Annotated in this window: 22 protein-coding genes; 7 read left to right on the forward strand and 15 right to left on the reverse strand. The window is 68.3% G+C overall.

The features are described 5' to 3' along the window. Positions 1 to 23: 23 nt before the first annotated feature. Positions 24 to 872, reverse strand: coding sequence for a phosphotransferase (locus ACN8HC_RS11470; protein ID WP_490074965.1), 849 nt, complete (start codon positions 870 to 872; stop codon positions 24 to 26). 143 nt (positions 873 to 1,015) lie between these two features. Here ACN8HC_RS11470 and ACN8HC_RS11475 point away from each other — a divergent pair, with 143 nt between their 5' ends. Beyond that, a complete protein-coding gene (locus ACN8HC_RS11475) occupies positions 1,016 to 2,029 on the forward strand; it encodes a DUF3048 domain-containing protein (protein WP_490074966.1) in 1,014 nt (337 codons plus the stop codon). Positions 2,030 to 2,035: 6 nt separating this feature from the next. Here ACN8HC_RS11475 and ACN8HC_RS11480 read toward each other — a convergent pair whose 3' ends face one another. Continuing rightward, on the reverse strand, positions 2,036 to 2,458 hold the full coding sequence (locus ACN8HC_RS11480; RefSeq protein ID WP_490074967.1) for a hypothetical protein: 423 nt from the start codon (positions 2,456 to 2,458) through the stop codon (positions 2,036 to 2,038). A gap of 103 nt (positions 2,459 to 2,561) precedes the next feature. Here ACN8HC_RS11480 and ACN8HC_RS11485 point away from each other — a divergent pair, with 103 nt between their 5' ends. Together ACN8HC_RS11485 and ACN8HC_RS11490 are read left to right on the forward strand one after the other, a co-directional pair. After that, positions 2,562 to 2,735, forward strand: a complete 174-nt coding sequence (locus ACN8HC_RS11485) for a hypothetical protein (RefSeq protein ID WP_490074968.1) — start codon at positions 2,562 to 2,564, stop codon at positions 2,733 to 2,735. After that, positions 2,732 to 3,940: an MFS transporter gene (locus tag ACN8HC_RS11490; protein ID WP_490074969.1), complete on the forward strand. Its 1,209-nt coding sequence runs from the start codon at positions 2,732 to 2,734 to the stop codon at positions 3,938 to 3,940. The genes ACN8HC_RS11485 and ACN8HC_RS11490 overlap by 4 nt, the downstream gene beginning before the upstream one ends. Before the next feature lie 11 nt (positions 3,941 to 3,951). Here ACN8HC_RS11490 and ACN8HC_RS11495 read toward each other — a convergent pair whose 3' ends face one another. Further along, on the reverse strand, positions 3,952 to 5,496 hold the full coding sequence (locus tag ACN8HC_RS11495) for a N,N-dimethylformamidase beta subunit family domain-containing protein (RefSeq protein WP_490074970.1): 1,545 nt from the start codon (positions 5,494 to 5,496) through the stop codon (positions 3,952 to 3,954). 131 nt (positions 5,497 to 5,627) lie between these two features. Here ACN8HC_RS11495 and ACN8HC_RS11500 point away from each other — a divergent pair, with 131 nt between their 5' ends. Beyond that, positions 5,628 to 6,230 carry a hypothetical protein gene (locus ACN8HC_RS11500; RefSeq protein ID WP_490074971.1) on the forward strand — a complete coding sequence of 201 codons (603 nt, stop codon included), beginning with the start codon at positions 5,628 to 5,630 and terminating at the stop codon, positions 6,228 to 6,230. Further along, on the forward strand, positions 6,208 to 6,420 hold the full coding sequence (locus tag ACN8HC_RS11505; RefSeq protein ID WP_490074972.1) for a hypothetical protein: 213 nt from the start codon (positions 6,208 to 6,210) through the stop codon (positions 6,418 to 6,420). Before ACN8HC_RS11500 ends, ACN8HC_RS11505 begins: the two co-directional genes overlap by 23 nt. Positions 6,421 to 6,501: 81 nt before the next feature. On the opposite strand, the gene ACN8HC_RS11510 is transcribed toward ACN8HC_RS11505, so the two are convergent. The 8 genes from ACN8HC_RS11510 to thpR all read right to left on the reverse strand — a co-directional run bounded on the left by ACN8HC_RS11510 (position 6,502) and on the right by thpR (position 14,452). Further along, entirely contained in the window at positions 6,502 to 6,888 is a 387-nt protein-coding gene (locus ACN8HC_RS11510; RefSeq protein ID WP_490074973.1) for a type II toxin-antitoxin system VapC family toxin, read from the reverse strand. 15 nt (positions 6,889 to 6,903) lie between these two features. Continuing rightward, a complete protein-coding gene (locus tag ACN8HC_RS11515) occupies positions 6,904 to 7,158 on the reverse strand; it encodes a type II toxin-antitoxin system VapB family antitoxin (protein ID WP_490074974.1) in 255 nt (84 codons plus the stop codon). 121 nt (positions 7,159 to 7,279) lie between these two features. Further along, positions 7,280 to 7,765: a GNAT family N-acetyltransferase gene (locus tag ACN8HC_RS11520; RefSeq protein WP_490074975.1), complete on the reverse strand. Its 486-nt coding sequence runs from the start codon at positions 7,763 to 7,765 to the stop codon at positions 7,280 to 7,282. A 46-nt stretch (positions 7,766 to 7,811) separates the two neighbouring features. Continuing rightward, positions 7,812 to 10,217: an ATP-binding cassette domain-containing protein gene (locus ACN8HC_RS11525; protein ID WP_490074976.1), complete on the reverse strand. Its 2,406-nt coding sequence runs from the start codon at positions 10,215 to 10,217 to the stop codon at positions 7,812 to 7,814. Continuing rightward, the gene (locus ACN8HC_RS11530; protein ID WP_490074977.1) at positions 10,202 to 10,867 is read right to left on the reverse strand and encodes a Type 1 glutamine amidotransferase-like domain-containing protein; all 666 of its coding nucleotides are present in this window, start codon (positions 10,865 to 10,867) and stop codon (positions 10,202 to 10,204) included. The genes ACN8HC_RS11525 and ACN8HC_RS11530 overlap by 16 nt, the downstream gene beginning before the upstream one ends. Beyond that, positions 10,864 to 11,598, reverse strand: coding sequence for a phosphodiesterase (locus ACN8HC_RS11535; RefSeq protein WP_490074978.1), 735 nt, complete (start codon positions 11,596 to 11,598; stop codon positions 10,864 to 10,866). Before ACN8HC_RS11535 ends, ACN8HC_RS11530 begins: the two co-directional genes overlap by 4 nt. Before the next feature lie 91 nt (positions 11,599 to 11,689). Next, complete coding sequence (locus ACN8HC_RS11540; RefSeq protein WP_490074979.1) at positions 11,690 to 13,816, reverse strand: potassium transporter Kup; 2,127 nt, start codon at positions 13,814 to 13,816, stop codon at positions 11,690 to 11,692. Positions 13,817 to 13,888: 72 nt separating this feature from the next. Beyond that, positions 13,889 to 14,452, reverse strand: a complete 564-nt coding sequence (thpR, locus tag ACN8HC_RS11545) for an RNA 2',3'-cyclic phosphodiesterase (RefSeq protein WP_490074980.1) — start codon at positions 14,450 to 14,452, stop codon at positions 13,889 to 13,891. Positions 14,453 to 14,517: 65 nt separating this feature from the next. Between thpR and ACN8HC_RS11550 the strand changes: the two genes are divergently transcribed. Both ACN8HC_RS11550 and ACN8HC_RS11555 read left to right on the forward strand, forming a co-directional pair. After that, positions 14,518 to 15,660, forward strand: coding sequence for a methyltransferase domain-containing protein (locus ACN8HC_RS11550; RefSeq protein ID WP_490074981.1), 1,143 nt, complete (start codon positions 14,518 to 14,520; stop codon positions 15,658 to 15,660). Positions 15,661 to 15,756: 96 nt separating this feature from the next. Then, complete coding sequence (locus ACN8HC_RS11555; protein ID WP_490074982.1) at positions 15,757 to 16,950, forward strand: MFS transporter; 1,194 nt, start codon at positions 15,757 to 15,759, stop codon at positions 16,948 to 16,950. Between the two features lie 16 nt (positions 16,951 to 16,966). Here the strand turns inward: ACN8HC_RS11555 and ACN8HC_RS11560 are convergent, their stop codons facing one another. From ACN8HC_RS11560 to ACN8HC_RS11575, 4 genes are all read right to left on the reverse strand, one after another. After that, on the reverse strand, positions 16,967 to 17,689 hold the full coding sequence (locus tag ACN8HC_RS11560; RefSeq protein ID WP_490074983.1) for an SRPBCC family protein: 723 nt from the start codon (positions 17,687 to 17,689) through the stop codon (positions 16,967 to 16,969). Positions 17,690 to 17,693: 4 nt separating this feature from the next. Then, positions 17,694 to 18,551, reverse strand: a complete 858-nt coding sequence (locus ACN8HC_RS11565) for an FAD binding domain-containing protein (RefSeq protein WP_490074984.1) — start codon at positions 18,549 to 18,551, stop codon at positions 17,694 to 17,696. Beyond that, the gene (locus ACN8HC_RS11570) at positions 18,548 to 20,956 is read right to left on the reverse strand and encodes a xanthine dehydrogenase family protein molybdopterin-binding subunit (RefSeq protein ID WP_490074993.1); all 2,409 of its coding nucleotides are present in this window, start codon (positions 20,954 to 20,956) and stop codon (positions 18,548 to 18,550) included. The genes ACN8HC_RS11565 and ACN8HC_RS11570 overlap by 4 nt, the downstream gene beginning before the upstream one ends. A gap of 120 nt (positions 20,957 to 21,076) precedes the next feature. Then, positions 21,077 to 21,562, reverse strand: coding sequence for a (2Fe-2S)-binding protein (locus ACN8HC_RS11575; RefSeq protein ID WP_490074985.1), 486 nt, complete (start codon positions 21,560 to 21,562; stop codon positions 21,077 to 21,079). Positions 21,563 to 21,816: the final 254 nt, after the last annotated feature.

Here is a 21,816-nt window from a genome sequence, read left to right on the forward strand (position 1 = left end):
TGTGCCACTCGGCGCGCGGCCAGTCACCGATCCGCGAGCGCACGCTCGATCATCCGGTGTCCCTGCTCCTCGAAGGCGGCGTCACCAATGAGGTGAGCCCACACAGCGGTATTGATCGCTTGGCGCAACCGCTCCCGGAACCACGCATCCGGCTCGCGCGGGTCGGTGCCGTAGCCACGGACGAACGCCTCCTCTCGGGCGTGATCTTCCCGAAAGTCACGTGCTTCCAAGCGAGCCCAGTCACTCAGCACCGGACGCATCGCGGAGCGTCCGAAGTCGATGACACTGATCCGCCCTTCCTGCACAAGCCAGTTGCGCGGCTGCCAGTCGCCGTGCGTGGGCACAACGGTGACCGGTTGACTGGGCCAGGACGACACGATGCCGCGCAATTTACGTTCGAGCGTCGGCGCGATCCGGTGCGGCTTGTCCAGGTTGCGCAGGATTTTCCCGTTCTCCTCCTGCTCGTATGACGCATCCACCCGTCCCGGCTGACCGTGCAGCATGGCGAGCAGCTCACCCGCCTGACGGAAGGTCTCCGGGTCCCACTGCGCCGCCGAGCCCAGCACGAGCTCGCCGGGCAGATACTCGGTGACGATGATCTCGGCCGTGCGGTCGCCCGCGACCAACCGGGGCGCACGGCCGCACGCGACCCATGGGCGCAGCCACCGTTCGTGCGCATCGAGTTCGCGCGAAATGTGGTGATTCGCCTCGCCGTCCGCCTTCACGACGTAGCGCCTGCCGCCGGCCTCCCCCTCGAGCACCACGTTGTCGACGAGCCCCCAGCTGTGGTCCCGCACCACGCGCAGGTCCGGTAGCCACTCCGCGAGCAGCTCACGCTGGGCGCAGTTCAGCGAGGCGAGCGGATCGGACACGCGCACGACTGTAGCGTCGGCGAATGACCTGGACGAAGGAAGAAGTCCTGGCGGCCTCGGACGCCTGGCGCTGACTGCCCAAAGGTCGCGCCGACCTGGTTGCGGAAGCAATACCGTTCGCACAGCGGGTAGCTTGTGACGCGATGCGAACCACCACCCGACGCCAGTTCCTGACCGCCGGCATCGCCCTCACGGCACTGGCCGTCGCAGGCTGCTCCGACACGACCTCCGGCACCCACCCCAGCTCCAACCGGCCGACCTCATCGACGCACGCCTCGACGACATCGACGACGGCACCTCGGAGAAGCACGCCGTCGACCGCACCACACGACCCGCTCACCGGCGGCAGACCAATGGCCAACCCGGTGATCGCGGTCAAGCTGGAGAACACCGCGGCGGCCATGCCGCAATACGGGCTGTCGGCCGCGGACATCGTCTTCGTCGAAGAGGTCGAGGGTGGCCTGACCCGCCTCATGCCGATCTACCACTCGGCCTTCCCGACACGAGTGGAGCCGGTCCGCAGCGCCCGCAGCACGGACATCGCCATACTGCCTGCCTTCGGCAAGCCGCTGCTGGTCTACTCCGGCGTCGCCTCCCAGGTCCGATCCAGACTGCAGCGCGCCTCGATCCGGTTGGACGACAACGCCACCCGGCACCGGCGTCGGCCCGCGCCCCACAACCTGTACTTCAACCTCGCCCAGCTCGCGCGGGGGAGCGGCCTGTCCCGACCTCGGGACATCGGTCTGCAATTCGGCACCACGGACACGCGGCTGCAGCATGCCCCCCGCCAGGCTCGTTTCACGGTGCGCATCGGCAGTGACCGCTTTACGTTCTCCTACGCCGGAAGCCACTATCTACCGAGCTGGAACGGCCGTCCGTACACCGACGCGGGGACGGGTGGGAAGCCGGTGACCGCGGCAAACGTGCTGGTGCTGAAGACACGCTCAGTGTCCGACGGCTACCGGGACCCCGCGGGAAACCCGGTCTACCGGACGGTGTCCACCGGTTCCGGAAACGTCACCCTGTACCGCGGCGGCACGCGGCTGTCCGGCACCTGGCGCCGGTCGGCCCCGAGCGCGCCGTTCCGCTTCCGCGACGCCGACGGCAAGGCGCTCCTACTGGCTCCGGGCAAGACCTGGATCTTGTTGCAGAGCTGACGGTTGTCAGTGACCGTCGAGGCGCAGGAAGAGCAGCGTGAGGAGGGCGGCCGCCGTCACGGTCGCACCTGCCTCGGCGATGAGACTGACAGTCTTGGTGGTGAACCACACCGGCTCGTACATGTCCGGTAACGGACCGATGCGGCCTGGGTCGAACTCGGTGTATGCCAGCACGGCCGCGACGCCGCCGGCGCTCACGACGAACGCGAGCAGCGCCGCCAGCCTGCTGGGCAGGATCAGCACGATCACCGCCGCCGCGATGGCGACACCACCTTCGACACGGAACAGCGTGGCCTGGCTCACGACGTCGGTCTTCACGAATGCGTAGTCGCCCGCGACGGTGAGATGAACATACGCATCGATCACCAGACCGGCAGCGGTGAGCAGGCTGAGGACCGGGACGACGGAGCGAAAGACGGTCTTGGTCACCACAATCCGGCTCCTTCCGTTCGTCTCCTGACACGTAGCGCAGGTGACAACGGTTCAAGTCTCCATCCCCGGAAGCGCGATCGCCCAGGCGATAAAGTGTCGGATGGCCTCTGCCGAGTCGTCATACACGATCGCGCCGCTGAGCAGCGTGACCTGGCCCGCCGTCGATGCGCTCTACAACGGCACCCGGCGACTCTACGAGCGTCTTGGTTTCACCGACGACCGGCCGAAGGGGCTGAAGAACTGCGTGATGGTGAAGATCGTCGATCCCACATGACCGGTGACCGGATCCGCCCGGCGAACCGCATCGACCCGATGCGGTTCGTGCTCGGCTTCGGTGTGGTGGCGGGGCTGGGCGACCTGGTCTACGAGGGCGCCCGGTCGGTGGTCGGCCCGTACCTCGCCACCTTCGGTGCGAGCGCCACGGTGGTGGGGCTGATCTCCGGAGCTGGTGAAGCCGTCGCGCTGGTACTGCGGCTGGCCACCGGCCCGCTGTCGGACCGGACCCGCCGCCCGTGGCCCATCACCATCGCCGGCTATGCGATCACGATGATCGCGGTGCCGCTGCTCGCGGCCAGTCAGTTGCTGTGGCAGGCGGCCGCATTGGTCATCGGCGAACGGTTCGGCAAGGCGGTGCGCAGCCCGGCCAAGGGCGCCATGCTCGCCGCCGCGAGCAGCACGCTGGGCCGCGGCCGGGCGTTCGCCATCCAGGAGGCGCTCGACCAGACCGGTGCCGTCATCGGCCCACTCGTGGTCTCCGGGATGATCGCGCTGTCCGGCTATCGACTGGGCTTCGCGGTGCTCGCGATCCCCGGCGCGCTGGCGCTCACCGTGTTGGCGCTGTTGCACCGTGCCGGACCGCATCCGGAGGCGTACGAGCCGCCCGACGAGCGACCGGTCAGCGCCACCGAGCCAGCGCCCGGACGCTGGTCGTTCTCGGCCGGGTTCTGGGCGTACAGCGTGTTCACCGCACTCACCATGCTGGGGTTCGCCACGTTTGCGGTGCTCGCCTATCACTTGCAGGTGCGCCACGTCGTCCCGGCATACCACATCCCCATCATCTACGCGGCCGCGATGGGCGTGGACGCGCTCGCCGCGCTCGCCTCGGGCTGGATCTACGATCGCGTCGGACTACGCGGCCTGATCGTGCTCCCGTTCCTCGCGGCGCTGGTGCCGGCGTTGTCGTTCTCGACCAACGTCGCGCTCGTGTGGGTGGGCGCGATCGTCTGGGGAGCGGCGATGGGGGTGCATGAATCCACCATGAAGGCAGCGGTGGCCGACCTCGTCCCGCGCCATCTGCGCGGCACCGGGTACGGCCTGTTCACTGCCGTCTACGGGCTGGCCTGGATGGCGGGCTCGGTTGCCATCGGCGCATTGTACGAAGCCTCAGTATCGACAACGGTGTTCGCGGTCGCTGCGGTTCAGCTGGTCGCCCTTGGTGCGTTTGTTCCGCTGGTGCTGCGGATCCGCGACGGTGACTGAGGAGGTGTGGATCAGTTGGTCGCCACCGGCCCTCCGGACCCTGTCGCGGTGCTCACGGAAGCGTGCACGGTTGCCAGGTTGGGGACCGCCGGGTGCGTCCGGCCCATCGGTCCGGCCGCCATCGCCCGCAGCAGGTTGTCGGTGACGGCGCGCGCGAAGGCCACCGAGCCGGGGGTGGTGCCGTGCCGCGCGCTCGTGCCACGCAGGGCGATGGTCCACAGCATCGATCCGGTGTCGACCACGCCGGCTCCGGAGCGCACCGCGTAGTAGGTCATGTCCGTGAAGGTCCGCAGTCGCGGACCACACTGCTGCGGCGAATGCGCCACGACCTGAAGCGTTTTCGGTGTGCTGGCGATCGGATAGGCGCGGTCGATCTCGTCGCCGGCCAGCCCCGGGAAGCTGCTGCCGGCTCGCACGCCGGTGCCACGGAAGAGGAAGAACGACGGATCGGTCACCACGAACGGACCGTTTCCCGGGAAGCATTCGTAGAGCTGGCCGGTCAGCGAGTTCTCCGCGTCGGGATCGGGGTCCTGTCGCCACTGCGCCGTCGTCGACCGGCTGTTCTTCAGCGGGTCGAGCGCCGCGCTCTTGTAGCCGATCAGCACCCGGCCGGCATCGGTGAAGCGCACTCGCCAATAGACCGCGTTCGCTCCGAGGAACGCGAGGTTGCTGCCGGAGTCGCGTGCCGCCGTGACGGCCGCGCGCATCCGGGTGGTCCAGTACTCGTCGTGCCCGAGCGACACGACGCCGACCGCGCCGCGCAACGCCGTGGGGTGCTGGTCGAGGTCCCACGACGTCGTGTACGCCAATGGCAGGCCCAGCTTCTCGGCCTGCTCGATCGGGCCGATCTCGAAGGCGAGCAGTTTCACCGCGCCGTTGCCGTCATACGGGCGGTTGTAGCTGACCTCGTAGGAGCGGTCGCCGAACGACCCGCCCGGACTCTGGTAGAGCGAGTAGCCGCCCCACTGGTTGTACGCCTGGTAGGTCGTGGTCTCGCTGATGAGCACGAGCCGGTGCGCAAAGTCGGGGGAGCGCACCGTGATTGGAATGTAGTGGCCCTTGCCATGCGCGGTCAGCTCGAGGAGGTAGCTGCCGGGCAGCCAGCCGGTGGCGTGGACCATCGTCGTACGATGCCAGCCGCACGAGACCATGTGCAGCGAATTTGTCGTGCAGGCGGGCTGTTTCGGGGGAGTGAGACGGCCCGAGCGCCATATCTCGCGGGCGCCGGTGCCGTGATACCAGCCGAGCCGATAGGCGGTCAGCGTCACCGGCCCGAGCCGTGACTCGACATACACGCCGAACGAACCGCCGGGCGCGACGCTGACCGCGCTGGCGTACCCGGTGAGCTGCTCACCGTTCGCGGCGGTCGCACCGGTGAGGCGCCAGGCGGAGGTGCCCGGCTTGGCGTTCTCGGCGCGGACCCAATTGGGCGCGGTGATGGAGGGCGCACTGGCTGGGGGAGCGCTCGATGAGTGCGTATGCCGGAGCGCGTGGGGCGTCCCACCCGAACAGGCGGCGACGGTCAGGCACAGCGCAGCGGCCCCGAGCAGAGTCACCGAGTGAGTGAGCCGAAACCAACTCCCGCCGGCCCTCTTTCGCCGATCACCCATGAGTCAAGCGTCCCCGGCAATACCGTGTGCACCCTGGATGGACGCCGGGAACCACGCGGCCGTGGCAGGATTCGCGAATGACCCCCGTGGAGCCCCACAGCGCGTCCGACCGTCGGCTCGGCGTACTGATCCTGTGCGCGGCGACCGTTCTGGCCGCGGCGGCCTTCGTGCTGACTCTCGTCTCACTCGTATTCGGTGGTGAGTCCGGACTCCTCATCATGCGCCCGATCGCTCACCCCCTTCTGTATGCCCTGATCTCCGTCCTGGCCTTCAGCGTTGCGGTGTTCGCGGCGCGAGCGTGGACGCGTGCTGCGGTGCTCACGGCGGCCATTGGAGCCGCGGCGTTGGTCGTGCTGCTCGCCGGCTGGTACGTGTGGATCAGCAGCGGTTGGGAGGAACCCGACCGGTCCTATCGCTCACCGGACGGCCGACACGTGCTGGTCGTCGACTCCTGGGCCGCGATGATCGATCCGATGTGGACGCTGCGACTTGAGGAGACCAGCGGGCTGACGGCACGCTACTGGACCGTCGGATGTGTCAACGGTGATTTCGACGAGCTGACGTCGGTCCGGTGGCTGTCCGATCATGAGCTCGCCTTTACCGTCGATGACGGCGAGAAGCACGTCACCATCGGGTCACGGGGCCCCAGGCGAGTCGATGCGGCCTTGCAGTCCTGCTAACCCAGGCGTCGACAACGACTACTCGGACCTCGATCTGATTCTGGTCGCGGAGCCGGGCCGTCGGGAGGAACCGTCGAACGACCGCGCGGCGATCATGGGCAGCGAACCGGCATACGTGCAGGGACCGGGCTGGCAGGGCAAGTTTCGCTATCAGGCGTGGGACACCGAGCTGCACGACTTGAGCCGCTGATGCGCGGGCCCGTGCCAGCGGAAGCGTTACTTGACATAATGTAGATTATCGGCGATTTACCCAACCGCCGCACGGCGCGCATCAGCCGGCGTGCGAGATGTCCGTCTTTGCGAAGTCGTTGCCCTTGAACAGCAGCGGCACGCCGGCGATCTTGGCTACCGCGTACGCGAAGCAGTCGCCGAGATTGAGCGCCGCGGCGTGGCGCCCCTTGCCGAACCGCTGCCATGCGCCGATGGCTACGGAGGCAGCCGCCGCGTCGACCGGCACGATTTCCGCTCCGATCTGATCCAGCAGAAGCCGGAGATCCTGAGCGGCACCCGGTCCTTGTTTCGCTTCGACCACGATCCCTGACTCGACGAGCGTTGCTGCGCCGAGGAGGCAATCGCCCGTGCTCGCAAGCATCGCGGCAGCGAAGTGCGCTGCGTCCGGCTCGCCGAAGACGACGGCCGCGAGCGCCGAGGTGTCCAATGCGATCGTCATCGCTCAGGCCGGCAGGCCGTGCTCGTCGTATCCGACAACTTCGTCGGCAGGCCGCTCGTCGAGCATCGGCCGTGCCCGCCCCCGGGCGACGATCGCGTCCAGTGAAGCGGCCTGGGCCGCCGTGTTGCGGCGCGCCCGGACGCGCGCGAGGCGTTCTGCCAAGGCGACACGCGCAGCCACAGTGATGGTCTCCCCCGTCTCCTCCGCCAGTTCGCGCGCAAGCCGGTCGGTCTCGGGGTCCTTGATGTTCAGCGCCACGTTTCCACCATATCAGGAAGAAAACATCCTGAATAGGAAGATTGGGACCCGCAAGGCATTCAGAATTCTGCATCTCGGTCGTTCAGTTCAACTCCGATGCGCAGGGACGGCGGTCTCGACATCAGGTCAACGGCAACCGGCGCATTCCGCGCGACGCCGGCTGCTCACGACCCATCACTTGAACGCCGGGCCTGAGTATGCCGAGCCGCCGCCACCCGGATCGCCGGTAAAGCCTCACCGCCGGATCTGATCCGTCGTCGGTGGTGCTCAGCAGACAACGCACGCGAATGCCATCGAGCAGCCGATCGTGCAGCGCCAGCCCCAGCCCGCTGCGTCGGTATGCCGGCAGCACCGCCAACTCGACGAATTCGAAGTGACCACCCACCCAGGCATCGACGATCTCCGGCTCCAGCGCCTGCGCCACCAGATCCGGCCAGTATTGACCCCGTCGTCCGATATAGCCCCAACTGAAGCCGACCACCGCTCCCCCGTCGACGGCGACCGCCAGTCGGAAACCGTCCCGTACGGCATGACGTTCGAACAGCTCGTCACGGAACGCCGAGAAGTCGGCGACATCACCGAACACCGCGCGCCGGTCGAACCCCACTCGAAGCGAACGACGGAGCCGTCCTGCCCGAAGACGTCCGCCACGACTATTCGGCGCGCCCGGAGCCGGCGACGTATGTCGCGAGGTGTTGGCCGGTCAGCGTCGTGCCGTCGGCGATCAGCGCTCCCGGCGTTCCCTCGAAGACCACACGGCCTCCGTCGTGTCCGGCGCCCGGTCCGAGATCGATGATCCAGTCGGCGTGCGCCATGACCGCCTGGTGGTGTTCGATCACGATGACCGACCTGCCGCCGTCGACGAGCGTGTCCAACAGGCCCAGCAATTGGGCCACGTCAGCCAGATGGAGTCCGACCGTCGGCTCGTCGAGCACGTAGATGTCGCCCTTCTCGGCCAGTTGCGCGGCGAGCTTCAGCCGCTGGCGCTCTCCCCCGGACAGCGTCGTGAGTGGCTGCCCGAGCGTGACGTAGCCGAGGCCGACATCCGACAGTCGCTGCAGCAGCTTGTGTGCGGCGGGCAACCGGGCGTCGCCGCCGGCGAAGAACCGCTCGGCCTCCGACACCTGCATGCCGAGCACCTCGCTGATGTTCTTGCCGCCGTAGCGGTAGTCGAGGACCTCGGGCTGGAACCGCTTGCCCTCGCAGAGATCGCACGTCGTTGCCACGCTCGCCATCATCGCCAGGTCGGTGTAGACGACGCCGGCTCCGTTGCAGTTTGGACACGCGCCATCCGAATTGGCACTGAACAGACCCGGTTTGACGCCGTTTGCCTTCGCGAACACCTTCCGGATCGGATCGAGCAGACCGGTGTAGGTCGCCGGGTTGCTGCGCCGAGAGCCACGGATCGGTGTCTGGTCCACAACGACGACGCCGTCGCGCCGAGCGATCGACCCCTGCACCAAGGAGCTCTTGCCGGAACCCGCCACGCCGGTCAGAACACAGAGCACGCCGAGCGGTACATCGACGTCGACATCCTGCAGATTGTGCAGCGACGCACCGCGAATCTCCATCACTGCGTGGGGACTGCGGACTTCGTCCTTGAGCGCCACGCGATCATGCACATGCCGTCCGGTGAGCGTGTCTGCGAATCGCAACTTCTCGACGGTGCCCTCGAAGACGACCTCGCCGCCGTGGGTGCCGGCGCCGGGCCCGAGGTCGACGACATGGTCGGCGATCGCGATCAGCTCCGGTTTGTGCTCGACGACGAGCACCGTGTTGCCCTTGTCCCGCAGTTGCAGCAGCAGCTCGTTCATCCGCTCGATGTCGTGCGGGTGCAACCCGATCGACGGTTCTTCGAAGACGTACGTGACATCGGTGAGCGAAGACCCGAGGTGCCGGATCATCTTGGTCCGCTGCGCTTCGCCGCCGGACAACGTGCCCGACGGACGATCGAGACTCAGGTAGCCGAGCCCGATCCGCACGAACGAGTCCACGGTCTGCCGAAGGGCAGCCAGCAGCGGCGCAACAGCCGGGTCCCTGACTTGGCCGAGCCATGCGGCTAGATCGCTGATCTGCATCGCGCTGACCTCGGCGATGCTGCGTCCGGCAACCTTCGAGGAGCGGGCCGCCTCGGCCAACCGGCTGCCGTCGCATTCCGGACAGGTGCTGAAGGTGACTGCGCGGTCGACGAACGCCCGGATGTGCGGTTGCATCGCCTCGCGGTCCTTGGCGAGAAACGACTTGCGAATCCTCGGGATCAGCCCCTCATAGGTGATGTTGATGCCGTCGACCTTGATCTTGGTCGGCTCCTTGTGGAGCAACGCGTCCAGCTCCCGCGTCGTGAACTTCCCGATCGGCTTGTCGGGGTCGAAGAAGCCGCACCCCAGGAAGATCCGGCCGTACCAGCCGTCCATGCTGTAGCCCGGGATGCTCAGCGCACCCTCGCGCAGCGACTTCGTCTCGTCATACAACGCGGTCAGGTCGAAGTCCGTCACCCTCCCCCGCCCCTCACACCGAGGACACATCCCACCGACCACGCTGAAGCTGCGGCGTTCCTTCACGGTGCGGCCGGTCTTTTCCACGGTCACAGCGCCGGCACCACTCACCGACGCGACGTTGAAGGAGTAGGCGCGCGGCGAGCCGAGGTGGGGTTCGCCCAACCGGCCGAACAGGATGCGCAACATCGCCAGCGCATCGGTCGCGGTCCCGACCGTCGAACGGGGATCGGAGCCGAGCCGCTCCTGGTCGACGATGATCGCGGTCGTGAGACCGGCCAGGACATCGACGTCGGGCCGCGCCAGCGTCGGCATGAAGCCCTGTACGAAGGCGCTGTAGGTCTCGTTGATCTGCCGCTGCGACTCCGCGGCGATCGTGTCGAACACCAGCGAGCTCTTGCCGGAGCCGGAGACTCCGGTGAACACCGTCAGCCGGCGCTTGGGCAGCTGCACCGAGACGTCCCGCAGGTTGTTCTCCCGCGCACCCACCACGCGGATGACGTCATGACTGTCTGCCGCCGTCCTGTCACCGCCCGGCGAGCCACCGCTCACAGCTGCCGCCAATTCCCTTCCGACACAACGTCGACCACGCCATCGACGACCGTGATGGCGGTCTGGTCGTCCATTGCGTATGCCGGAGTCGAAATGCTCGCAGCCCACGCTTCCGCCTCGGCCATCGAGTTGCCCGGCATACCGTCCGGAGCGAGATGCGGACAGATCGAGAAGTCGACGAGACCGAGCGTCCGGTCGTCGCCGGACGGCGGGCGCCATTGGATGAAGTCGTCCCCGACCTCGGGGGTCATCACCATGCTGCCCGCGCTCAACCCGACCCAGACGGTGTCGGTCAGGGAGGGCAGGAGGTCCGCCAGGCCGGATTGCCGCATCCAGTGACACAGGTAGAGAACGTCGCCGCCCGCCGCCAGCAAAGCGTCCGTCTCACGCACCAACGGGATCCAGCGCTCGGGGTCGAGGCTCGGCAGTGCGGTGAGCTCGAGCACGCCGATGGACTTCCAACCCAGATCGACCATCGGGTTGGTCGAGTTGCCGCTGATGAACTGCCATGCCATCACGCCCGGCCCGACCGCTGGGTGACCGTACATCGCCGTCGGGATGGCCAGCGCCGTCGCGTCGGCGATCGGCTTGCCGAGCAGCTCGACGAGCGAGTTGCGGATGGCGTCGTTCGTGACTCCCCCGGAGGTGAGCAGTAGTTTCACGGTCGTTCTTCCTCACTCGGGAGCGGGCCACGTCGGCGAGCCGAGCGGTACGCCGGTTCGCGCAACCGCTCGACCCAGCGGTACTGCTGCTGCCCGGGCAGTTGGTGCTCGACCGGGTCGTGCCGATCGTATTCGTGATGGCCGATCTCGGCGCCGAACTGTAAGGATCCCAACGTGATCCAGTGACCTGTTCCGATGGCGTAGGCCAGCTTCATCACCTGTGGAGCGGTGTCGGCGCCGCCGACCGCCGACTCAACGGGTGTGAGGCGCAACAGCAGCGGCCCCCTCTTCGTGCGCACGGGCAGGAGCGTGGTCAGCGGACCGGATGCCGGGTTCACACGCGGCTGGAGCACGAATCGACCGACGGCGGTGTCGCCGGTGGAGGCGAAGAGCAGGTCCGCCACGCGGTGCTTCCCCTCAGCGCCATCGGCCCGAGCATCGTTGTCCCGGCCAGTGATTCGTATGGCGACCCCCATGATGTCCGGGAGTTGCGCTGGGAGACCGATGGCGCGTGACACCCGAACCATGACATCGGCAGGCCCGATCCGGTCGAGCCACGGCACCCCGGTGTCCGCGCCGTCGCGGTGCACCGTCGCGGCATATGTGCGGCCCTTCGGGTGCAGCGGCCGCCCGTGGCGCAGCGTTGCCACACCTGCGGAGACGAGCGCCAGGCAGCGGCCGGCCACTGTGCAGGCGGCCGTGAGCACTCCAGCGGGAACAGTCGCCATCATCGTCTCTGCTCGCTCGCGGTCATCGCCATACGACCTGACACTATCCCGCGACCCGACTCTGAGCTGTGCGATCGATGCGCCGCGGGGCGACTCACAGATCGATCGGGAAGCCCATCGTCACGGTGCGCTCGATCGGCAGGTTGAAGTAGCGCGCCGGGTCGGCCGCGTTGTGCGCGAGCACCAGGAAGATCGACTTCCGCCAGCCGGGCATGCAGGGAGTGTTGGTGCGCTGAATGGCGGCCCGGGACAGGAAATAGGTGACATTGTCCGGGTCGATCGTCATGCCGAACTTGGGCAGCATCTTGTGACTGGCCCGGCGGATGGCGGCGGGCAGGTCCGGCCGGTCGGAGAATCCGATGTGCACGCTGACGTGCACGATGCCGTCGTTGCGGTGGCCGAGGTCGTGGATCTCCAGCCGCTTCTTGGGCTCGATGTGCGGCACCCGGTGCCGCAGGACCGAGATGATGATGACCTGCTCGTGCAGGATGCCGTTGTACTCGACGGTGGCCCGCATGGCCAGCGGCGTGCTGTCCTTGTTCGGGTTGGGGAAGACAGCCGTCCCCGGCACCCGCAGCACCCCGCGGCTGTGCACGCTGTCGACGAATTCGGTCAGCGATCCTTCCAGCCGGGTGCGCTTGGCGGTGACCAGGTCGCGACCCCGCTGCCAACTGGTCATGGTGATGAAGAGCGCGGCGGCGATGGCCAGCGGAAGCCAGCCGCCATGAATCACCTTGGTGAGGTTCCCGAGCAGGAAGATCAGCTCGAGACCACCGAACACGACCGCGGCCAGCACGATCTTCCAGGTCGTCCAGTGCCACAACGCGCGCGAGACGACCAGCATCAGCGTGGTGTCGACGAGCAACGCCCCGGTCACCGAGATGCCGTACGCGGTGGCCAGTCGTTGGGAACTGCCGAACGCCAGCACCAGCGCCATCACGACGACGAACATGGAGGTGTTGATGACCGGCAGGTAGACCTGACCCACGGCCTTGTCGGAGGTCTGCCGCACCGTCAACGGGGGCAGCAGGCCGAGGCTGCTGGCCTGCCGGGACAGGGAGAAGGCACCGGAGATCACCGCCTGCGACGCGATCACGGTGGCGGCGGTGGCGAGGACGACGACCGGGACACGCGCCCAGTGCGGCACCTGCAGAAAGAACGGGTTGCTGGCCGTGTGCGGGTGAGCCAGGATGAGCGCCGCCTGGCCCAGGTAGTTCAAGGTCAGCGCGGGCAGCACGACGAAGAACCACGCGCGGGCGATCGCCGGTCGGCCGAAGTGACCCATGTCGGCATACAGCGCCTCCGCCCCGGTGATGCAGAGCACGACGGCGCCCATGGCCACGAACGCCAGGTAGGGGTGCTCGATCACGAAGACCGCTGCGTAGGTCGGTGACAGTCCGGCAATGATCCCCGGGTGCTGGATGATCGTCGGCAACCCGAGCAAACCGATGACGATGAACCAGATGAGCATGATCGGGCCGAAGGCGGACCCCACCTTGCCGGTGCCATAGCGCTGCACCGCGAAGAGCACGACGAGGATCACCAGGGTGATCGGCAGGACGAACTCACCGAGACCGGGTGACACGATCTTCAGGCCCTCGACCGACGACAGCACCGAGATGGCGGGGGTGATCACCGAGTCGCCGAAGAACAGGCTGGTGCCCAGCATGGCGAGGATCACCGCGACGGCGACGTGCTTGGCGGACTTCTTGGCCATGATGCGCTGGGCCAGCGCGGCCAGGGCCATGACGCCGCCCTCGCCGTCGTTGTCCGCGCGCATCAGCAGCGCGAGGTACTTGGCGGACACGATCAGGTTGACCGACCAGAACACCATCGAGACGACACCGTAGACGTCCGTCGGTTTGGGACGGACCAGCCCGTTGTCCAGCGAGAAGACGGTCTGCAGCGAGTAGAGCGGGCTGGTGCCGATGTCGCCGAACACGACCCCCAGCGCGGCCAGCGCGACCAGCGCGGCGGGGCCGTGGGTCGCGACCGCAGCCGATTTCCCCGTGGTCGTGTGCCCGTGCTGACCGGGCTCGTCGGTGACCGATGCATGCGCGCCCGCCGCGTCCACGCTCGCAACAGCGCCCTTGCCTGCCGGCGCCTCGTCCGTGTCGACCTCGTGGTCCGGTTCGTCGGACTCCTCGGCCCCGTCGGCCTCGTGGTCCGCCGCGGCGGTCTCTTCGTCGCCCGGCGTGCCCGGGTCGGTCAGCTCACCCATGTCCACCGTCCCTTCCTGGCTGCCATGCGTCGTGTCGCAGGCGAGAGCGTAAGCCCAGCACCTGCGCAGGTGTTATCGACCGTCCGGTTCGTCTCGTAGCGGGAGACGTGCGACCACCTCGTGCCGTGGCCGGCCGTGCGGCCCTTCGCCGAGGTATGACGCGATCAGTTCGACCTCCTCCACCTGCCATTCGTCGCTGTCGAAGGTGTTCAGCACCTGCAGCCAGCGTCGCGCGTCGACCGGTCGTCGGGGCCGTGCCACGCTCAGGTGTCCGACGAACCGCTGACCGTCGGGCGTCGCGCCGGCCGAGTTGGCGGCGTGGCGAATGCCCGTCGCGAGGGCGCTGAGATCGACGTCGGGGCGCATCCACATGACGCGTGCCGCGACGGGGTTCGGGAAGGCGCCGGCGCCGGTCAATCGCATCCCGAACCTGTAATGTCGCAACACCGTTCGTCGCAACGCGTCGACGAGCTCGTCCTCGCGATGCGCCGGCACGGCCAGCAGGAACGCCAGCGTCACGTGCCACTGGTCGGGGTCGATCCACGTCATACCGTCGCGGGGACGGAGGAAGTCCGCGAGTTGCTCGCGAATCGGCTCCGGCGGGCGGATGGCGACGAACATTCGGGTAGTGGACATCGTCACTCCAGCGTATGCCGCGGCCCACGACAGCCCGCCGATCCGACACGGGGAGAATCAGTCCCATGCAGTGCGACTACTTCGACGCCGAGGCATGCCGGTCGTGCACCCTCATGGGCCAGTCGTATGCCGCGCAGTTGCGCGACCTGCAGTCCGCAGTCGCGGAGGCACTCGCCGACCGCTTCCCCGCCGCCGAGTGGGAGGCGGCCGCACACGGCCCCGAGTCGCACTTCCGGAACAAGGCGAAGCTCGTCGTCGGCGGTACCCGGACGGCACCGACGTTCGGCATCCTCGACCGCGCCGGGCACGGCGTCGACCTGCGCGGCTGCGGTCTCTACGAGCCGGGGCTCGGTCGCACGGTGCGGCAGCTCGCGGATTTCGTGGCGGAGCTCGGCCTCACGCCATACGACGTCCCACGCCGCACCGGCGAGCTGAAACACCTCATCGTGACCCACTCCCCCGACGGCGAGACGATGATCCGGTTCGTCATGCGCTCGCCGGGCCAGCTGGGCCGGCTGCGCGAGGCGCTGCCCGAGCTGCGTGCGGCCGTCCCCGGCACCCGCGTCGTCACCGTCAACCTGTTGCCGGAGCACAAGGCAGCGCTCGAAGGCGCTGAGGAGCTCTTCCTCACCGAGCAGCAGACGCTGCCGATGCGCCTGAACGGCATCACGCTGCACGTGCGCCCGCGCAGCTTCTTCCAGACCAACACGGCCGTCGCCGCCCGGCTGTACCACCAAGCGCAGGAATGGATCTCGGAGATCGAGACCGCCGATGTGCTCGATCTCTTCTGCGGGGTCGGCGGTTTCGGGCTGCACGCGGCTGTGGGTCTCGGCACCCCTTCCGCGCGGGTGCGGGGTGTCGAGGTCTCGGCCGACGCTGTGACGAGCGCCAACCTCAGCGCGACGGAGTTGCCGGATCGGGAAGCGCTCGGCGACATACGGTTCGAGACCGGGGACGCCACCGCGGCACTCAGCGGCGGCTCACGGGCACACCTGGTCATCGTCAACCCACCCCGTCGCGGCATCGGCGGCCTGGCCCGGCAGCTCGAGCGCTCGGACGTCCGGCACGTCCTCTACTCCAGCTGCAACGTGACCAGCCTGGCCGCGGACCTCGACGTGATGCCGTCCTTCCAGGTCCGTCGGGCACGGCTGTTCGACATGTTCCCGCAGACCCGGCACCACGAGGTGCTCGTGCTGCTCAGCCGGTGAAGTGATCGGTGCGCGGGACCTCGATGCGGTCCTCCCCCGCTTCGCTCCTCCGGCCCTTACTCGGCCACCGCTGGCCGACGACATAATGGTCCGGAGATGACCACCAAGACCGCCACGCCGCCGATGCCACGCGAGGTCTGGGTGATGGTGTCGGCGGGATTCGTGATCGCCCTGGGCTACGGCGTCGTCGCGCCGGCCCTCCCCCAGTTCGCGCACAGCTTCGGGGTCGGGGTGACGGCCGCCTCCGCGATCGTCTCGGCCTTCGCGGTCATGCGGCTCGCCTTCGCACCCAGCACTGGTCGACTGGTGACGCGGTTCGGGGAGCGACCGATGTACCTCCTCGGCGTGTTCATCGTCGCGCTGTCCACCCTCGCCTCCGCGTTCGCCCAAACTTATTGGCAGCTCATGGTTTTCCGCGGCCTGGGCGGCGTCGGCTCCATCATGTTCTCCGTCTCGGCGATGGGCCTGATGATCCGCATCTCCCCACCGGCCATTCGCGGCCGCGTATCCGGCCTCTACTCCTCCAGCTTCGTGCTCGGCAGCATCACCGGCCCGATGCTGGGCGGTGCGCTCATCGGCTTCGGCCTGCGCGTCCCGTTCGTGGTGTATGCCGTGGCGCTCTTCGGTGCAATCGCCGTCGTCCATCTTCAGCTGCGCGGGAGCACCCTCGCCGCCGTGGACACCACCACGGACGTCGCCGTCATGCCGCTCCCCACCGCGCTGGGGATCGGCGCCTATCGGTCAGCCGTGGTCACGGCGGCCATCTTCGGCTGGGTGTACGCGATGCGGGTGTCGCTCGTGCCGCTCTATTTCTCGATGGTGCTGCACGAGCCGGACGGCGTTGCCGGGCTGGCACTGGCGACCTACGCCTGCGGGGATGTGATCGCGATGATGCCGGCCGGCCGGTTGTCGGACCGGATCGGCCGTCGCCCGTTGATCGTCGCCGGCATGACGGTCCTCGCCCTCGCCACCCTCGCACTCGCCCTCACGAGCAACGTCTGGATCGCGTTCGCCTCGACACTCGTGGGCGGCATCGGCACCGGGATGGTCAGCCCCTCGCAACAGGCGGTGCTCGCCGACGTGATGTTCGGCCACGGACGCGGTGGCCCGGTCCTGGTCACCTACCAGATGAGCCAGGACCTGGGCACCGTCATCGGTCCGGTCGCCGGGGGCTTCCTCGCGCAGGAATGGGGCTTCCCGACGGCGTTCACCGTCACCGCTGTCCTCGCCGGCTGCGCCGCCGTCGCCTGGATCGCCGTGCGCGATTCGATGGTGGTGCGGGCGGCGTAACCGGTGACGCCGGGTGTCAGTGCCGGCGGAGTCGCCTGACCACCGCACCGAGCACGGCGACACCGGCGAGACCCGCCGCCGCCTGCTTCCAGTACATCTTCGCCATCACCGGCAGGACCGTCGCGCCGAGGTCGAGGGCGTTGTCCTCGGACCTCGGTTTCGGGGGTCCGGCAGCCGGCGCAGGCGTCGGTGGCGGTGTGACCGGCACCGATGCGGCCGGTGTGGCCGCGGGCGTCGCGGATGCGGCGGTCGCCGGCACTGCGGCCGTGTCCTCCGGCGGCGCCTCCGCGGCACCGTCGGAGCCGACCTTGGCCTGCAGGCAGTCCACGAACTGCCCGAGCAACTTGTCCGAGACGTCCTGGATGACGCCGCGGCCGAATTGCGCCGGCTTGCCGGTGATCGACAGGTCGGTGACGACCTGGACCTCGGTGCCGCCGGGCACCTCGGTCATGGTCGCGGTGACCAGCGCACCCGCGGTGCCGTTGCCGCGCTTGTCCTTGCCCTTGGCGTCGATGACCATCCGGTGCGCCGACTCGTCCCGCTCGGTGAACGTGCCGGTGCCCTTGTAGACCAACGCGATCGGACCGAGCTTGACCTTGACGGTCCCCTCGAACGAATCGGCCTGGGCGGAGGTGATCTGTGCCCCGGGGAAGCATTCGGCGACCGACTCGATGTCCTGGAACGCCGCCCAGGTGTCGTCGACGCCGGCCGGCACGGTGAAGGAATGTGTCAGATCCATGCGGTCATCCTCCCGCAGCGGCAAGCACCGCGCGACGGGTCAGCACCTGCGCGAGATGTTTGCGGTAGTCGGCATCACCGTTGAGGTCGGTGGGCGGGTTGGTGCCGTCGGCCACGTCGGCGACCGCGGTCCGTATGGCGTCCTCGGTCGCCGGCTGCCCCTGCAGGGCCTGCTCGACGCCCGCCGCGCGGATGGGCGTGGATCCCATGTTGGTCAGGGCGACCTTCGCCTCGGCGGTCGTGCCGCCCTCGGCCCGCACGGTCGCCGCGACCGCGACGATCGACCACTGCTGCGCGATCCGGACGAATTTCTCGTAATGCGCACCCCAGCCGGTGTGCTTCGGGATGCGGACCTCGGTCAGCAGCTCGTCCTCGCCGATCGCCGTCTCGAAGAGATCGACGAAGAAGTCGACGGCGCCGACGGTGCGGGTCGCTCCGCCCTGCCCGGCGATGACGAACTGGGCGTCCAGCGCCAGCGTCGGAGCGCCGACGTCGCCGGCGGGATCGGCGTGCGCCAGGGCGCCGCCGAAGGTTCCGCGATTGCGCACCTGCGCGTCCGCCACCGTCCGCACCGCCTGACCGAGCAGTGCCGCGTGCTCGGCCACCAGCGGGTCGGAGGCGACCGCCGCGTGGGTGGTCATGGCGCCGATGACGATGGCGTCACCCTCGTCACGCACACCGCGCAAGGCGTCGATCTTGCCGAGGTCGATCACGAACTCCGGTGCGTTGAGGCGCAGCCGGAGCACCGGCAGTAGCGACTGCCCGCCGGCGATGATCTTGGCGTCGTCGCCGTGCTCCGCCAGCAGCGCGAGCGCCTCGTCGACGCTCGCCGGAGCCGCGTAGTCGAATGCTGCGGGAATCATTGGCCTGCTCCTTCCGCCGATGAGCCGGTATCGCCGGCCCGCGCGGCCGCGATGGCCGCGTAGACCCGTGCCGGAGAGCACGGCATGACGATGTCGTTCACACCCAGCGGACGGACGGCATCGATCACCGCGTTGACCACCGCGGGCGTGGAGGCGATCGTGCCGGCCTCGCCGACACCCTTGGTGCCCAAGGTGTTCGTCGTCGCCGGGGTGGTCGAGTGGTGCACGTCGAAGCTGATCAGGTCTGCGGCGCTCGGCATCAGGTAGTCCACGAACGAACCGGACACCAGCGTGCCGGAGTCGTCGAAGACCGCGTCCTCGTAGAGCGCCTGTGCGATGCCCTGGGCGAGGCCACCGTGGACCTGGCCCTCGACGATCAGCGGGTTGACGATGTTGCCGACGTCGTCGACGCAGGTGTACTTGCGCAGCTTCACCTGCCCCGTCTCGGTGTCCACCTCGACCGCGCAGAGGTGGGTGCCGTGCGGGTAGTTGAAGTTGACCGGGTCGTATGTCGCCTCGGCGTCGATCGACGGCTCCATACCGTCCGGGAGGTTGTGCGCGGTGAAGACCGCACCCGCGACCTCCTGGATGGACAGGCCCTGATCGGTGCCCTTGACCTGGAAGCGCCCGGACCTGAACTCGAGATCGTCGACCGACGCCTCCATCAGGTGGGCGGCCACCGGCTTGGCCTTCTCGACGACCTTGTCGGCCGCCCGCACGAGCGCCTCACCACCGACCACGAGTGACCGCGATCCGTAGGTGTCCAGGCCTTTCACGGACACCTGGGTGTCGCCGTGCAGGATCTCGACGTCCTCGAAGGGCACGCCCAGCCGGTCGGCGACGATCTGGCTGAACGCCGTCTCGTGCCCTTGGCCGTGCGCGCTCGCGCCCGTGGCCACCTCCACCTTGCCGGTGGCCAGCATCCGGACTGACGCGTGCTCCCATCCGCCGGCTCCGTAATCGAGTGAGCCGAGCACCCGGGACGGTGCCAGACCGCACATCTCGGTGAACGTGGAGATGCCGATGCCGAGTTGCACCGGGTCGCCGGCTTCCCGACGACGCGCCTGCTCGGCACGCAGCTCGTCATACCCGAAGAACTGCTTGGCGGCCTCGGTGGCGGCTTCGTAGTTGCCCGAGTCGTATTCGAGCCCGGCGACCGTGGTGAACGGGAACTCCTCGTGCTTGATCCAGTTCTTCTCGCGCAGCTCGAGCGGGTCCATGCCGAGCTCATCGGCGAGCTCGGTCATCAGCCGCTCGATCGCGAAGGTGGCTTCCGGCCGTCCCGCGCCGCGGTAGGCGTCGGTCCAGGTCTTGTTGGTCAGCACCGTCTGGCAGGCGAAGTGGTATGCCGGGATCTTGTAGATCGCGTTGAACATGAACGCACCCAGCACCGGGACGCCGCCGCCGACGATGGCGACATACGATCCGAGGTCCGCCGTCAGCTCGACCTTGAGACCGGTGACCTGACCGTCCTTGGTGGCAGCGAGGGTGAGCTTCTGCCACTGGTCGCGTCCATGGTGGGCGGCGACCATCGACTCCGACCGCGTCTCGGTGTATTTCACCGGCTTGTGCAGCTGCCGGGCGATCCACCAGGCCAGCCACTCCTCGGGGGTGGTCTGCAGCTTGCCACCGAACCCCCCGCCGACGTCCGGTGCGATGACCCGGATCTTGGACTCGGGCACACCGGTGGTGGCGGCCAGCGCGAACCGCAGGATGTGCGGCACCTGGGTGGCCGACCACATCGTCAGCTGCTCCCCCGTCGGATCGACGACGACCGAACGCGGCTCCATGAAGGCCGGGATCAGCCGGTTCTGGCGGTATTCGCGCTCGATGAGCACTCCGTCGGTGCGCGCCTGGGCGATCGCCTCCTCCACGTCGCCGCCGGTGCCGGCCTGCGCCGAGTCGAAGACCCAGAACGCCGACTTGTTCGTGCCGAGGTCCGGGTGCGCGAGCACCGTGTCCTGGGCAGCTTCTTTGAGGTCGAGCGCGGCCGGCAGCTCCTCGTAGTCGACGTCGACGAGCTCCGCGGCGTCACGGGCGGCCGCCGCGCTGCGCGCCACCACGACGGCGACGATCTCGCCGGCGAAGGTGACCCGATCGGCGGGCAGCACCGAGTGCACCGGCGCCTTCTGGTCCGGCGTGATCGGCCAGGCGTTGATCAGCACGCCGGCCGACTCGTCGAGGTCGGCGGCGGTATAGACCGCCACGACGTTGGCTGCCTGCTTGGCCTCCGCGGTGTCGATCGAGGTGATCTTCGCGTGCGCGAACGGGCTGCGCACCATGGCGAGATGCAGCATGCCCGGCAGCACGATGTTGTCGGTGTAGCGGGTGCTGCCGGTGATCAGCCGGCGGTCCTCCTNAGGTGATCTTCGCGTGCGCGAACGGGCTGCGCACCATGGCGAGATGCAGCATGCCCGGCAGCACGATGTTGTCGGTGTAGCGGGTGCTGCCGGTGATCAGCCGGCGGTCCTCCTTGCGGCGCCGGTCCTTGCCGATCTCGGCGGCCGGACGGTCATCGATGAGAGTCACTGCGCTGCTCCTCTCCCGGCGGCCGCGGCGGTCTGCACCGCGCGGACGATGTTGTGGTAGCCGGTGCACCGGCACAGGTTGCCCTCCAGGCCCTCGCGGATCTCTTCCTCCGTCGGGTCCGGGTTCTCGTTCAGCAGATCCACCGAGCGCATGATCATGCCCGGTGTGCAGAAGCCGCACTGCAACGCGTGACACTCGTGGAACGCCTCCTGCATCGGGTGCAGGTCCCCTCCGTCATACGTCGCGGCCAGGCCCTCGATCGTGGTGACCTCCGCGCCGTCCGCCTGGACAGCGAGCACGTTGCACGACTTCACCGCGTGCCCGTTCAGATGGACGGTGCAGGCACCGCAGTTGCTGGTGTCGCAACCGATGAGAGTGCCTGTCTTGCCGAGCTTTTCGCGCAAGAACTGCACGAGCAGCATCCGTGGCTCGACGTCTTCGGAGACCCTGCCTCCGTCAACGGTGAGTTCGATCTTCGTCATGTCCACACCCTTCGAAGTACGCAGACTGGTGGCGTCAGGCTCGAACCTAGGGCGCCCTGGTTGGCCAAAGGTTGGAACGGCAGGGGCGACGCGCACACGTCGCGACCGTCGCGAGTTAGGTGCAGGTATGCCGGGGCAAAGTCAAACGGTCGAGGCAACATCGGTTCAGGCTGCTGGGGTTTCGAGCAGCTCGGCGAGCCGTTGGGCTGGGGTATGTAGGTCGAGTGTAGGTCGCGGCCTGCGGTTGAGGGTGT

The sequence above is a fragment of the Flexivirga sp. YIM B11880 genome, from assembly GCF_058148645.1.